This is a genomic window from Exiguobacterium sp. s80, from assembly GCF_018618725.1.
Classification (GTDB): Bacteria; Bacillota; Bacilli; order Exiguobacteriales; family Exiguobacteriaceae; genus Exiguobacterium_A; species Exiguobacterium_A oxidotolerans.
On record NZ_JACSMP010000004.1, the window covers coordinates 176,956 to 190,009 of the forward strand.

The 13,054-nt window shown below is 43.1% G+C and carries 14 protein-coding genes; 10 read left to right on the forward strand and 4 right to left on the reverse strand.

The features are described from left to right. Window positions 1–17: 17 nt before the first annotated feature. The 3 genes from KNP94_RS10005 (at window position 18) to mecA (ending at window position 1,540) form a co-directional block, all read left to right on the forward strand. A complete protein-coding gene (locus tag KNP94_RS10005; RefSeq protein WP_167331086.1) occupies window positions 18–155 on the forward strand; it encodes a hypothetical protein in 138 nt (45 codons plus the stop codon). Between the two features lie 184 nt (window positions 156–339). Continuing rightward, window positions 340–738 (forward strand): transcriptional regulator SpxA, encoded by a 399-nt coding sequence (spxA, locus tag KNP94_RS10010; RefSeq protein ID WP_029330996.1) that lies wholly within the window; start codon window positions 340–342, stop codon window positions 736–738. Window positions 739–913: 175 nt separating this feature from the next. Next, the gene (gene mecA / locus KNP94_RS10015) at window positions 914–1,540 is read left to right on the forward strand and encodes an adaptor protein MecA (RefSeq protein ID WP_088837494.1); all 627 of its coding nucleotides are present in this window, start codon (window positions 914–916) and stop codon (window positions 1,538–1,540) included. A gap of 65 nt (window positions 1,541–1,605) precedes the next feature. Here mecA and KNP94_RS10020 read toward each other — a convergent pair whose 3' ends face one another. Next, window positions 1,606–2,328, reverse strand: coding sequence for an SDR family NAD(P)-dependent oxidoreductase (locus KNP94_RS10020; RefSeq protein ID WP_214766456.1), 723 nt, complete (start codon window positions 2,326–2,328; stop codon window positions 1,606–1,608). A 71-nt stretch (window positions 2,329–2,399) separates the two neighbouring features. On the opposite strand from KNP94_RS10020, the gene cls reads away from it, so the two are divergent. The 3 genes from cls to pepF are packed head-to-tail and all read left to right on the forward strand — an operon-like array spanning window position 2,400 to window position 6,793. Further along, complete coding sequence (gene cls / locus KNP94_RS10025; protein WP_088837492.1) at window positions 2,400–3,911, forward strand: cardiolipin synthase; 1,512 nt, start codon at window positions 2,400–2,402, stop codon at window positions 3,909–3,911. Between the two features lie 12 nt (window positions 3,912–3,923). Continuing rightward, window positions 3,924–4,985: a competence protein CoiA family protein gene (locus KNP94_RS10030; RefSeq protein WP_088837491.1), complete on the forward strand. Its 1,062-nt coding sequence runs from the start codon at window positions 3,924–3,926 to the stop codon at window positions 4,983–4,985. Window positions 4,986–4,990: 5 nt separating this feature from the next. Next, complete coding sequence (gene pepF / locus KNP94_RS10035) at window positions 4,991–6,793, forward strand: oligoendopeptidase F (RefSeq protein WP_088837490.1); 1,803 nt, start codon at window positions 4,991–4,993, stop codon at window positions 6,791–6,793. A gap of 171 nt (window positions 6,794–6,964) precedes the next feature. Here the strand turns inward: pepF and KNP94_RS10040 are convergent, their stop codons facing one another. Beyond that, window positions 6,965–7,756 (reverse strand): DsbA family protein, encoded by a 792-nt coding sequence (locus tag KNP94_RS10040; protein WP_088837489.1) that lies wholly within the window; start codon window positions 7,754–7,756, stop codon window positions 6,965–6,967. A 90-nt stretch (window positions 7,757–7,846) separates the two neighbouring features. After that, window positions 7,847–8,422: a CYTH domain-containing protein gene (locus KNP94_RS10045; RefSeq protein WP_029330989.1), complete on the reverse strand. Its 576-nt coding sequence runs from the start codon at window positions 8,420–8,422 to the stop codon at window positions 7,847–7,849. A gap of 105 nt (window positions 8,423–8,527) precedes the next feature. Here KNP94_RS10045 and yjbM point away from each other — a divergent pair, with 105 nt between their 5' ends. Genes yjbM through KNP94_RS10060 form a run of 3 tightly spaced genes read left to right on the forward strand, consistent with a single transcriptional unit; the run spans window position 8,528 to window position 10,896 of the window. Further along, the gene (gene yjbM, locus KNP94_RS10050; protein ID WP_029330988.1) at window positions 8,528–9,178 is read left to right on the forward strand and encodes a GTP diphosphokinase; all 651 of its coding nucleotides are present in this window, start codon (window positions 8,528–8,530) and stop codon (window positions 9,176–9,178) included. A gap of 10 nt (window positions 9,179–9,188) precedes the next feature. After that, window positions 9,189–9,992 (forward strand): NAD kinase, encoded by an 804-nt coding sequence (locus KNP94_RS10055; protein ID WP_088837488.1) that lies wholly within the window; start codon window positions 9,189–9,191, stop codon window positions 9,990–9,992. Between the two features lie 16 nt (window positions 9,993–10,008). Next, a complete protein-coding gene (locus KNP94_RS10060) occupies window positions 10,009–10,896 on the forward strand; it encodes an RluA family pseudouridine synthase (protein ID WP_251132625.1) in 888 nt (295 codons plus the stop codon). Window positions 10,897–10,935: 39 nt separating this feature from the next. On the opposite strand, the gene KNP94_RS10065 is transcribed toward KNP94_RS10060, so the two are convergent. Next, window positions 10,936–12,105, reverse strand: coding sequence for an FtsW/RodA/SpoVE family cell cycle protein (locus KNP94_RS10065; protein ID WP_214766454.1), 1,170 nt, complete (start codon window positions 12,103–12,105; stop codon window positions 10,936–10,938). A 143-nt stretch (window positions 12,106–12,248) separates the two neighbouring features. On the opposite strand from KNP94_RS10065, the gene fabI reads away from it, so the two are divergent. Next, complete coding sequence (gene fabI, locus KNP94_RS10070; protein WP_214768658.1) at window positions 12,249–13,022, forward strand: enoyl-ACP reductase FabI; 774 nt, start codon at window positions 12,249–12,251, stop codon at window positions 13,020–13,022. Window positions 13,023–13,054 lie beyond the last annotated feature (32 nt).

Consider the following 13,054-nt stretch of genomic DNA (forward strand, 5'->3'; position numbering starts at 1 on the left):
AGTGAGGTGTCGGAGTTATGAAAGAACGTGATAAGAAGAAAAAGTTGAAAAAACGACTTTTGCGGGATATTTTCGAAAAGAAATTAAAAGAAATGAAACTCCCGAAAGCAAAAGAAACGATTTCTCAACCTTTTGATCACACGCCAGCTTGCTGAAGCCATCTCGTGGCTCCAGCGAGTTTTTTTACGAAAAAGTTCTTTCATCTTAAAAAATAGCTAGGTTTTATTTGAAATTCAATGTAAACTGTCAAGTAATAGAATCATCATTAATAATTAGGAAAAGGATACGTTCCTTTTTATAGTTCAGACATGATGTAAATCAGGGGGAGGATGTTTTTCAATGGTAACACTCTATACTTCACCAAGCTGTACTTCTTGTCGTAAAGCGCGCGCGTGGCTTGAAGAACATGAAATCCCATTTGTGGAACGAAATATTTTTTCGGAACCATTGTCGCTTGATGAAATCAAACAAATTCTTCGTATGACGGAAGATGGAACAGATGAGATTATCTCGACACGTTCAAAAGTCTTTTCTAAATTAGACGTTTCAGTCGAGAACTTGTCGCTGCAACATCTTTATGATTTAATTCAAGAATATCCTGGATTGTTACGTCGTCCGATTTTGATTGACGAAAAACGACTCCAAGTTGGATATAATGAGGATGAAATTCGCCGTTTCTTACCACGTAAAGTTCGCACTTTCCAATTGATGGAAGCGCAACGCTTGGTAAACGAATAAATTTTAACCAGCGCGCTGCTTCCGTGAGCAGTGTGCTTTTTGTTACCGTCAAAAAAGGTTAAAATAAAGATAACAAAGGAATATACCCTATATGGTTAAAAAGGGGTTCTTTTTGAATCCATGTTATGTGCTCGTTCGTATACTAGATAAGAGCGAGATGAAAGGAGTGGACATATTGAAAATCGAACGCGTCAATGACAACACGGTCAAGTTCTTCATTACGTATACGGATATCGAACGCCGCGGCTTTGCCCGAGACGAGATTTGGTATAACCGTGAGCGTGGAGAACAGTTATTCTGGCAGATGATGGATGAAGCGAATGAAAAAGAGTCCATCTCCTTCGAAGGTCCACTATGGATACAAGTTCAAGCATTTGAAAAAGGTCTTGAAGTGACGGTTACAATCGCTAAAACAACAGTTGATGGCGAACAAGTGGATGAAGAAGAGTTGGATTCATTACTCCGTTCAGCAATGTCTGAGGCAGAAGATAAAGAAACAGAACTCAGCCAAGACGTATTATTTGAAACGACGGATTTTGAGCATGTTATTGCTCTTAGCCAATATGCAGAAGCACCGGTCTTCAAAGATTTGAAAACAGCGCTCTATCAAAAAGATGGTGCCTACTTGCTCCACGTCCATTTTAAAGACGAAGTGGAAGTGGAAGAACAAGAAAACGTGATGAGTTTGATTGCCGAGTACTTGCAATTTAGCGAACAAACGATTCATCCGGTCGCAGAGTATGGTAAAACCATCATTGCCGACGATGTTTTTGCTGTCGTCCGTAAGCACTTTACGAACTAAATACAAATGTCACGTTAAAAGGACTGCTCCTATAGAAAAAGGGAGCAGTCCTTTTTTTGTTAGCATCACGTCAATGTATATCCACCATCGACGATTAATGATTGGCCATTGATATAACTAGCTTTATCCGACAATAAAAAACAGACGACTTCTGCAATTTCAGCCGGCTGTGCTGCGTTCCCGCGAAGGTGATGTTTCATTGCCAAGTCAAACTTGTCTTTCCCACCGTATAAGGAATGGCTTAATGCTGTATCGACGGGGCCGGGGCAGATCGCATTAAAACGATACTTTCCATGAAACCGGGCCGCGTAAGTTTTCGTAAGGGTGATAAGAGCACTTTTTGAAGACGCATAAGGTAAGAGCATCGCCGGGAATTTGACATGTCCGACGATTGCGCTATTGTTAACGATTGAAGCCCCTTTGGAAAATCGTTTGACAGCGAGTTGAATGATTTGTTCAGGTGCATGATAATTGACTTGGAATACTTCTTGTTGGGCATCTGTTACGCGTTCAGGTGCGACAGGTTTTCCAAAAGTTCCGGCATTGTTAAAAATGCCATCGATGGTTGGAAAGTCAGTCGCGGTGTCATCGAAGAACTGCTGAATCTCTGGTGGTTTAGCAAGATCGACCTGGAAGAAATGAATGTTGCCTTGTCCATGTTGTTCGAGTACCGTTCCTTTTTCGGTATTTCTCCCTAAGGCAAGAACGGTATGTCCTTCTTTTGCAAGTTGGAGGGTGGTCGCTTCCCCGATTCCACCAGTCGCGCCCGTTACGATGTAAGTTTTCATTCGAATACTTCCCTTCTGATAATAGAGTCGAAAAACTTGATACATAATAAAAAGAAAGAGGAGGGGATTTCATGTTACGACGTGTTCAACTGCTGATGACGTTACTGTTGACCTGTAGCTTACTGGCGTTTTTGTCTTACTACTGGAGTGTCTACATGGTCGGTTGGTTATCAATCGTCATCATCTTAATCGTTTTAAGTGTCTTCATCATCATCTTACTTGAAAATCGAAATCCCGAACGGACTTTAGTCTGGGCGCTTGTCATGATGGCGTTGCCCGTCGTAGGCGTGTTCGTCTATTTCACGTTCGGTCAGAACTATCGCCGTAAAAAAATGTTTCGCTTAAAAGCGATGCTTGATGAAGAGTCATACATTAAATATCGTACCCAATTTGATCATGGTATACACAATCGAGTGTTCAAACATGGATATTATGCAAAGGTTGTCAAACTTATCGATTCCATCAGCCGGCTTCCAATATCGTATAATACACATACGAAGATATTGACTAACGGAGAGGAGAAATTTCCGCTCTTGCTCGCTGAAATCCGTCAAGCGGAGCACCATATTCACTTAGAGTACTATATTGTCCGCGATGATGCGTTAGCCCTCGAGTTACAAGCCGCTTTGATTGAACGTGCTGAGGCTGGGGTCGAGGTTCGTTTCTTATATGACGCAGTCGGTTGTTTCTCTACTGACAAAAGTTACTTTAAAAAGATGATTCAGGCTGGCATTGAAGTGCATGCCTTTTTCCCTGTCGTCCTTCCCTTCATCTCCAGCAAATCCAATTATCGAAACCACCGTAAAATCGTTGTTATTGATGGAACGGTCGCATTTACAGGCGGAATCAATGTCGGAAATGAATACATCGGGAAAGATAAAGCATTCGGATTTTGGCGAGATACGCATCTTGTCGTTCGTGGAGAGGCTGTGTCAGAGCTCCAATTGATATTTTTACAGGATTGGTACTACATGACAGGAGAGCGTCTGTTCACACCTTTCTACATGGAGCCGCTCGAAGTGGTCACGGATGCAACAGGGGGCGTTCAAATCATCGCCAGTGGACCGGACGAACCGCAAGAGACCATGAAGTCGCTTTACTTCGCATTGATTACGGAAGCACGAAGTTCGGTCTACATTGCTTCACCGTACTTGATTCCGGACGAGGACTTGATGACAGCATTAAAAACAGCAGCGATGTCCGGAATCGATGTTCGAATTCTCTTGCCGAGTTTTCCGGATCATAAAGTTGTTTTTTATGCGAGTCGCTCGTATTTCGACGATTTACTCCAAGCAGGCGTTAAAATCTACGAATACAATAAAGGATTCATGCATTCCAAAGTCATTGTCGTCGATGATGCGATTGCAACCATCGGAACGGCGAATATGGATTTAAGAAGTTTTCATCTAAACTTTGAAGTCAATGCCTTCTTGTATGGTACAAATTCCGTTCACGAACTGACCCGGGATTTTTATGATGATTTTTCGCATTCGACTCAAGTTGATCGCCATTACTTCAGTCAGCGCAGTTTTTCGCAACGCTTGATTGAGTCAGTTTCACGTCTATTCTCACCTTTACTCTAAAGGGGTGCTGTCATGTTTGAAGCCGTTGATGAAACAGGTCGCCGAATCAATATCCATCTCGTACAAGTCGAACAATTAAAGCAAATGACGTTGTATTGTCCTTATTGCCTGAACCGATTACGGGTCAGGCAGGGACGAAAGCGAACGCATTTTGTTCATGTCTCAGCATGTACGGGAGAGTCGAGTGCACATCAAGGTTGGAAAACGACTTTAGCGGAATACTTTCGTAGCTTAGGTTATGACGTCGCTTTAGAACAAGTTCAAGGGCAACGTCGATTTGACTTGTGGATCCCTGCACTCCGGATAGCGGTAGAAATCCAACGATCGAAGATGACCGCGTTGGAGTGGAATCGACGACGAACGATTGATCAACAAAAAGCATATGCTGTGCGCTGGATTGGCTTTCATCCAACAGGCGGATGCATCATTAAGTTAGACGGGTGGATGAAACAAGCATTATTGACGGATGGTTATCTCGATTTAATCGAACAGGGAAAAATTAACCGCTATGGTTTTGCTGTCCCTTTTACGAAACACTTAGTGATTTGTCAACGACTAGAAACTTCTTTCACACAATTTATTAGACCTACCCCCCAAGCATTTCCCCGGAAATTTTCTGCGAAAAAATGGATTCAACTTGTGCGGAAATACCGACTACGTCCTTTCTTCTCGACGATGCCAAATCATCTACTCAAAAATCCACTCTATCAAGCAGGTCTGCATGTTTTATACCTTCCAGCCCACTGTTTTTTACCCATCGAAACACTTCTCGCCTTTCCACTCCATCCTTTTGAACTTCAAATGACACTTTATTTATCCTTACAAGGAAACTACTCGAAAATCCGACTTGAACATGCGTTAGTCTCCTGTCTCGACGCATGCCGGATTTCTCATGAGCCGAATCTGCTTCGACGTGTGGTAGAGGATTGGATGAATTTACTAGCTGTCGCACGCATATGTCAGCAATCTAGTATTGCTACAACTGTAAACCGTTTTAAAGAAGACGCTGTTTTAGCAGGAGCAATTCAGTTGTTTGTCGAAAAAGAAACAGGTATAAATGAAGTAAGGGAGTGATTGAAATGGCAGAACTATTGACACGAAAAGATGTCACGGTAGAAGAAACGTGGAACTTAGAATCAATTTATGAAACGAATGAAGCATGGGAAGAGGATTTTGAATCTGTCAAAGCGATGTTACCTTTGATGATTGATTACAAAGGGCGACTTGGAAAAGATGATACAACGCTTTTTGAAGGTTTACAGTTACGTGATGAAATTTCACGACGTCTGCATAAGCTTTATACATACGCGCATATGCGTTATGACGAAAATACGGCTGATAGCTTCTATCAAGCGATGAATGACCGTGCGCGGACGCTCGCTTCGCAGATTGGAGCTGCACTAGCTTTCATGACACCAGAACTGTTGACGATTCCAGTTGAAACGATTACGGGATTTTTAGATCGCAATCCGGATCTTGCGATGTATCGTCATGCGTTTGATGAACTTAATCGAGAACGCGACCATGTATTAACTGAAGCTGAAGAAGCAATTCTTGCTAAAGCAGGGGAAGTATTAGGGCAATCTGGAACGACGTTCGGTATGTTGAATAATGCTGACTTGAAATTCCCTAAAATCAAAGGGGAAGACGGGCAAGAGGCGGAATTGACACATGGTCGATTCATTACATTCATGGAGTCGAAAGACCGTTCAGTCCGCGAGGCAGCGTTCAAGGCGATGTACGAAACATACGGCAACTATACAAACACGCTCGCGTCGACACTTGCAGGATCAGTCAAAAAAGATAATTTTTATGCGGAAGTGCGACAGTTCAAGTCGGCGCGTGAGTCTGCATTACATGGAAATGCCATTCCGGAGCAAGTGTATGATGGATTAGTAGAAGCGGTCCATGAACATCTCCCATTGTTACATCGTTACGTTGAACTTCGTAAACGTGTACTCGGATTAGAAGAGCTTCATATGTATGACATGTATACACCGCTCGTTAGCGAAGTCGAAATGAAAGTCTCTTACGATGAAGCGAAACAATTGATGGTCGATGGATTGGCACCACTTGGAGATGAGTACAAGCATATCTTAGAAGAAGGTTTGACAGATCGATGGGTCGATGTTCGCGAGACACGTGGTAAGCGCAGTGGTGCCTATTCTTCTGGCGCATATGATACACAACCGTTTATCTTGATGAATTGGCAAGATAACGTCAACAACCTCTTTACATTGGCACATGAATTCGGACATTCTGTTCATAGTTACTATACACGTCAATCACAACCATATGCTTATGGTGATTATTCGATTTTTGTAGCGGAAGTAGCTTCGACGACAAATGAGGCTTTGTTAAATGATTTCTTACTGAAACGTGTTACAGACAAAAAAGAGAAACTTTATCTGTTAAACAATCAATTAGAAACATTCCGTGGTACGTTGTTCCGCCAGACGATGTTCGCAGAATTTGAACATGAAATTCACGAGGCGGCTCGACTCGGTCAATCGTTGACACCAGAATTCCTGACGAAAACGTATTATGCGTTGAACCAAAAATATTTTGGCGACGGAATCGTATTGGATGAAGAAATCGGTCTTGAGTGGGCACGGATTCCTCACTTCTACTACAATTATTATGTCTACCAGTATGCGACAGGTATTTCAGCCGCTGCCGCATTGACGACGCAAATTTTAGAAGAAGGACAACCTGCTGTTGATCGTTACATTAATAATTTCCTTAAAGCAGGATCAAGTGATTATCCGATTGAAGTCTTAAAGGCAGCAGGTGTCGATATGACGACAAAAGCACCAGTGGAAGCAGCATTACGTCAATTTGAACGTGTGTTGGATGAATTCGAAGCATTACTCGGAGAGTGACAACTCTGTGAATTTTTGCACAAAGTTATAGAAAAAAATCCGGGGCTCTTATATACTAAGAATGTGAAGAGGGTCACATTCCCCTGATGATTCTCTTTTCCCCCATCCAATGGTCATGTGAATGACAAAAAAGGTGTTTCCGCAATTGCGGAAACACCTTTTTCTTTTAACTTAAGCATGTGCTGAGTCTTTAAGGTGACGCCATACTTTACCGTCACAATAAGAAAGTGAGACACATTTTTGTTGAAGTGCAAGTTTTTTCAACTCATGTTCAATTTGCGCTTCAGATACATCGTAAATAAAAGCGATTTCTGAAGTTGTTGCTGTTTCATACCGTTTCAAGAAATGTTCGAGCGGTGGCTTTGGTTGCTTCTCAACAGGTTGATCCAATAACTCATTTAAAATGGAGACATAAATGAGGTATTCATAAGCACCTTCAGCTTTAATGGCTTCTTCATCTCCAATGAAAGCGAGGGTAGGGAGGACGCGTACGTCCCATTCTGTCACGAGCTGCGTTTCTTTTTCGAGCATGAGCTGAATCGTATTTGATTCAACATCGCGATGAAATTCCTCCAAGTCGAGACCGAATTCAGTTAAGGCTTCGGCTAAGCGGATTAAAGAAGAACGTGTATAGGCACTTTCGCCTTCTACATTATGCAACATCCGGAGACGTCTCATGAAGCGCATTCCGAATGTCTTACCTTGTAGTTCGATTGCTTTTAAAATCAACAATGGCGACATATCACACGCAGAGCGTGATGGAGCACAAGGAATTGTCGCAATCGTTCTGAGTCGGAAGAGATGACCATACTCTAACTCTAATTTCTTGAGAACGGGTATCAACCGTAAACCATCTGTTTGCGTCACATCTAGAAAATGATAAATTTCTAGGGGTTTCGTCGGTTGTTGAATTGATGGTTCGTCCAATGAACAATAAGAACCGTTACATTGATCGTGTTCCATCCGTTCACCCCCTTCTGTTGTTATCGTTACCCTATTTTAGCAACGAAAAAAATGAAAGAGCAAAGGTTTTGCTTGTACATTTGTACACGATTAGCGTGAAACCGCTTTACGCTCCATGAAACGGACAATTTTATTTTTCGTTTCACGACGTGGAATTTGATGTTTCTCGAGCAGTTGCGTGAAAGCAAGTTGACCTTGTTCGAAGGCTTGCACTTCGAATTCTAATTCGTAGTCGGTTACGCCTAAATAGTGACTTTGATCCAGTACGAGCAATCCGTCTTTCAATTTTGTTTCAAAACGAGTTGTTTCTAAACGTCCTAAGTGTTCAAGCGATGCTGTTAAGTTGAAGCGACTCAATTGTTCATTCATCGCATCAGATTGAATCAGACCATATTTGAATAATTCCTCTGCCTCTGCTTCCGATAGAGAAACATGTGTTTCAAGTAAACCATCATCTTTCGGTTCTTTTAAGGTTAATACGAGACCCTCTTTTTTCTGACGGATGCGTAGAGCGGCGCCATGCTGACGCAATTCAAACGTAGGTGTATCAAAATAATCATTTGCTTGCCAAATCGTTTCGTCTTGTTTGCCGTAAACTTGCATCAGTTGCTTGTATTCATCTGCTGTTAACAAGTTTTTAAATTCAATTTCCATTTCTTGTCTCATTCCGGTTCACGCCTTTCTAGTTGAATGCTTGAAAATATGATAACATGAATGAAGTAGTGGAACGAATTGAACCAACAATTTAGATTAAAAGTGGTGACGAAAACGATGACAAAAGAAAATTGGGATTTATTTCTCGCGCCGTATCAAATCGCGGTTGATGAACTGAAGGTAAAGCTAAAGGCCATTCGAAAACAATTTCAACAACGTGGGGAACATTCACCGATTGAATTTGTCACGGGACGGGTAAAACCTGTGAAGAGTATTATCCAAAAAGCGGAGCGGAAATCGATTGCGATCAGTTCGTTAGAACAAGAGATGCAAGACATCGCCGGCTTACGCATTATGTGTCAATTTGTCGACGACATCATCCACGTACTAGAACTGTTACGATCACGTGGAGACTTTAAGGTGGTCGAAGAGCGAAATTATATCACACAAAAAAAAGAGAGCGGATATCGTTCCTATCATATTATTATTGCCTATCCTGTCCAAACGATTGAAGGTGAGATTCCGACGCTCGTTGAGATTCAGATTCGGACACTTGCGATGAACTTTTGGGCGACGATTGAGCACTCACTCAATTATAAATACCAAGGAAACATTCCGGAGGAAACACGCGAACGACTGCGACGTGCCGCGGAAGCCGCCTTTTTATTGGATGCGGAAATGAGTCAACTGAAAGTAGAGATTCAAGACGCACAGCTCGTCCTACATGAACGAGACGGAAAACAAACTAATAATCCAGTAAGCGAGTAGGAGGATGACCATGCGCTTTGCGATTACAGCACGAGATGATGAACGCTCGCGAATGCTACGCGATCAATTGGAACAAGAGTTGATTGCTCGGGGGAGTGTTCTTGATGCAGCGACTCCGGAAATCATCATTTCAATTGGTGGAGATGGAACGATGCTCCAGGCATTTCATTCTTATTTGAGTCAAGTCGAAGACATCACACTCGTTGGGATTCATACGGGACATCTTGGTTTTTATGCAGATTGGCGCCCGGAAGAAATGGACGAGTTGATTCGTCATATCGCAGATGAAAATTTGGCGACGGTCGAATACCCATTGCTTGAGCTGTCGATTGATTATGCGGACGGTTCACATAATAAGTTGTTGGCGCTAAACGAATGTACGATTAAAAGTTTTAATCAGACACTTGTATGTGACTTGTCGATACGTGGAGACTACTTTGAGACGTTTCGTGGGGATGGGTTATGTATCTCGACCCCATCCGGTTCGACAGCCTACAACAAGGCGTTAGGTGGTGCAATTGTCCACCCGGCCCTCGAAGCGATTCAAATTACTGAGATGGCTTCCATCAACAATCGTGTATATCGAACAATCGGTTCCCCGATGTTGTTGCCGAAGCACCATGATGTCGAAATACGACCGGTCAATCCGATTGATTTTCAATTGACTTACGATCATTATGCTTCTATTGTTCATCAAAACGTAAAATCGATTCGCTGTCGTGTCTCCGATAAGAAAGTAAAATTTGCCCGTTTTCGTTCCTTCCCGTTTTGGGAGCGGGTCAGAGAATCATTTTTAGCAGAAGAAAGAAGTTAAGTAAAAGAGGTAAGTGATGATGGTATTTGAATTGAAAGAAACAGTGACACATGAACAGGTCGGCTGGAGTGTCGGACATTTTTGTACGACGCGCCTCCGAATTTCCCGAAAAATGCTCGTGTCGATAAAGCATCATGGTGACATTTTGCGAAACGGACAACATGTTAACGTTAACGAGAGTGTCGATCTCGACGACGAAATCCATGTCTCTTTCCCTGAGGAGCACCCAGCAGAAGACATGATTGCGACACAAGGAGAGCTTGATATCTTGTTTGAAGACGAGTGGTTGTTGATTGTCAATAAACCACCGGGGATGGCTTCGATTCCCTCGCGTCTTCACCCGGAACGTTCTTTGGCGAATTTCGTGTTGGGTTACTATAAACAACGACAGATTCCGTATGCGATTCATATCGTCAATCGATTGGACCGGGATACAAGTGGGCTTGTGATTTTTGCCAAACATGCGCTAGCTCATCATCAATTGAGTAAAATGCAACAAAATGGACTGCTCGACCGGCGTTATATTGCATTGATTGAAGGAGAACTCGGTCCACAAACAATCGATTTACCGATTGGTCAGACGGACCATTCGTTCATGGAACGGATGGTCCGTGAAGATGGTCAACGGGCGGTTACGCATATCTTGAAGAGTACGGCAGTCGAAGCATTCATGCGAACGATTTCACAGTTAGAAATCAAGCTGGAAACGGGACGGACACATCAAATTCGTGTTCATCTCGCAGCACTCGGTCATCCGTTAGTCGGAGATACGATGTATCGCGGGACGCCATTGATTCCACGCCAAGCGCTTCATAGTGCAAGCGCACGGTTTCCTCACCCGGGGACGGGAGAAATGGTCATGTTCGAAGCGCCGTTACCGAGTGATTTGTTCTTAGAACAATAAAAAAGAGTTGATTCCTGCAACAGGGAATCAACTCTTTTTTTAATCTTCATCAAACATCGAGACACGTGATTGGGAAGCGATCGCCATAATAAGGCCAAGACCTACTAAGTTGACGATCATCGTCGAACCTCCATAGCTGATGAAAGGCAGTGGGAGGCCGGTGATCGGTAAAACACCCATCGTCATCCCGATGTTTTGAAAGATTTGGAACGTAAACATTGCGACGTAACCTGTCACGATATAGGTTCCGAACGGATCGGCTGTTTCAAGTGCGATTTGAATCAGGCGGTAGATGAACAAAAACAGGATGACTAAGACGACGGCAGCCCCAATAAATCCGTAATGGGCAGAAATCGCAGTGAAAATGAAATCAGTATGCAATTCCGGGACGGAAACCTGGAGTTTTCCATAGCCGACACCAAACATTTGCCCGGAGCCGATCGCATTAATCGATTGGACCAATTGATAAGATAAATCGTCGGCATACTCAAATGGTTGTAACCACGCCATGATTCGGTTCATCGCGTGTCCTGGGAAGAAGGTCGCAAGTAAATCATTTTGGAAATAAAAGAGATAAAAGAAACCGACGATTGAAATTGTAAATAAAATCACCATGCTCAGGAGCCACTTCCAGTTGAGGCCGGATAAGAGCATCGCACAGGCAAGAATAACACATAAAATTAAGCCGATTCCTAAATCGGGTTGGATGATGATTAAAGCGAGTGGAAGTAATGTTACAACAACCATTTTGAGCAGAAGTAAAAAATCACGTTCGTGTTGAACGTACCGTGCATTATGTTCAGAGATGACGGCAGCTAACGTGACAATCAAAAAGAACTTCATGAACTCTGCCGGTTGGACCGTTCCGATGACCGGAAGCTGATACCAGCCATACGCCCCTTTAATGTTCGCAACAAGCGGTGTATTACGTAAGACGACAAGACCAATCAAGGAGACGATTCCTGCTCCATATAAATACCAATGAAAACGTTTGAGTTGCTCATAATCGATGAGAATGACGACAGATAGTGCGATAAATCCGATGATATACCACTGAATCTGTTTCGCCATGAAATTGATTTCACTAATCGCGCCTTGCAAAAAAGGTTGCGCCGTATAGATTGCGATGATACTGATGATCATCAGGCAACCGAGTAAAAAAAGTAACGTGTTATCATATCGTTGTGTAAATGATTTAAAACGGTTCATTTCATCCCTACTTTCTATCTCTTTCTATATTAACGTAATTTATCAAAATCGCAATATCAAGAGGGGTGGTTGACAGAAGCGTTACGTTTTTGTAACCTAGATATAGGTGTTATTACCAGGTACTAATTTTAGGGGGAGTTCAAATGAATATTTATCCTTCACTTGAGGGAAAGACGTATGTCGTAATGGGTGTCATCAATCAACGCTCGATCGCATGGGGAATTGCCCGAGCGCTTGACGCAGCAGGTGCAAGCCTCGCGTTTACGTATGTAGGCGAACGATTTAAAGCACCACTCGAAAAGTTAGGGAAAGAATTATCGCGACCAGCTACTTACTATACATGTGACGTAACGAGTGATAAAGAAATCGAGCAAGTGTTCCAAAGCATCCATGCGGATCACGGACAGATTTCGGGGATTGCCCATTCGATCGCCTTTGCCGATAAAGAAGCATTACGCGGCGAGTTTTCAAGCGTAACGCGTGAACAGTTCGCGCAAGCGCTCGATATTTCTGCATTCAGCTTAACGGCAGTCGTCAAAGCAGCGAAGGACTTTTTCACAGAAGATGCTTCAGTCATCACGTTGACATATCTCGGTGGTGAGAAGATGGTCCCGAACTATAACGTCATGGGTGTCGCGAAAGCTGCGCTCGACGCTAGCGTTCGTTACCTTGCGGCTGAATACGGAAAACAAGGTGTTCGTGTCAATGCAATCTCAGCTGGTCCAGTGCGTACGGTATCAGCAAAAGGTGTCGGCGACTTCAACTCGATTCTCGACAGCATCGAAGAGCGCGCACCACTGCACCGAAACGTTTCGACGGAACAAATCGGTCAAAGTGGCTTGTTCCTGTTGTCACAAATGTCGAGTGGCGTGACAGGTGAAATTCTCCACGTCGACAGTGGTTTCCACATTCTTTAAGTGCTCAACCTATTTGCTGTAGTTCTAAACCG

Bases quoted from the DNA above. Each gene is read 5' to 3' on its own strand.
- yjbM (WP_029330988.1), top strand. From the start codon at position 8,528: ATGACAAAAGAAAATTGGGATTTATTTCTCGCGCCGTATCAAATCGCG.
- KNP94_RS10030 (WP_088837491.1), top strand. From the start codon at position 3,924: ATGTTTGAAGCCGTTGATGAAACAGGTCGCCGAATCAATATCCATCTC.
- KNP94_RS10005 (WP_167331086.1), top strand. From the start codon at position 18: ATGAAAGAACGTGATAAGAAGAAAAAGTTGAAAAAACGACTTTTGCGG.
- cls (WP_088837492.1), top strand. From the start codon at position 2,400: ATGTTACGACGTGTTCAACTGCTGATGACGTTACTGTTGACCTGTAGC.
- KNP94_RS10055 (WP_088837488.1), top strand. From the start codon at position 9,189: ATGCGCTTTGCGATTACAGCACGAGATGATGAACGCTCGCGAATGCTA.
- KNP94_RS10065 (WP_214766454.1), bottom strand. From the start codon at position 12,105: ATGAACCGTTTTAAATCATTTACACAACGATATGATAACACGTTACTT.
- KNP94_RS10020 (WP_214766456.1), bottom strand. From the start codon at position 2,328: ATGAAAACTTACATCGTAACGGGCGCGACTGGTGGAATCGGGGAAGCG.
- spxA (WP_029330996.1), top strand. From the start codon at position 340: ATGGTAACACTCTATACTTCACCAAGCTGTACTTCTTGTCGTAAAGCG.
- KNP94_RS10045 (WP_029330989.1), bottom strand. From the start codon at position 8,422: ATGAGACAAGAAATGGAAATTGAATTTAAAAACTTGTTAACAGCAGAT.
- pepF (WP_088837490.1), top strand. From the start codon at position 4,991: ATGGCAGAACTATTGACACGAAAAGATGTCACGGTAGAAGAAACGTGG.
- fabI (WP_214768658.1), top strand. From the start codon at position 12,249: ATGAATATTTATCCTTCACTTGAGGGAAAGACGTATGTCGTAATGGGT.
- KNP94_RS10040 (WP_088837489.1), bottom strand. From the start codon at position 7,756: ATGGAACACGATCAATGTAACGGTTCTTATTGTTCATTGGACGAACCA.
- KNP94_RS10060 (WP_251132625.1), top strand. From the start codon at position 10,009: ATGATGGTATTTGAATTGAAAGAAACAGTGACACATGAACAGGTCGGC.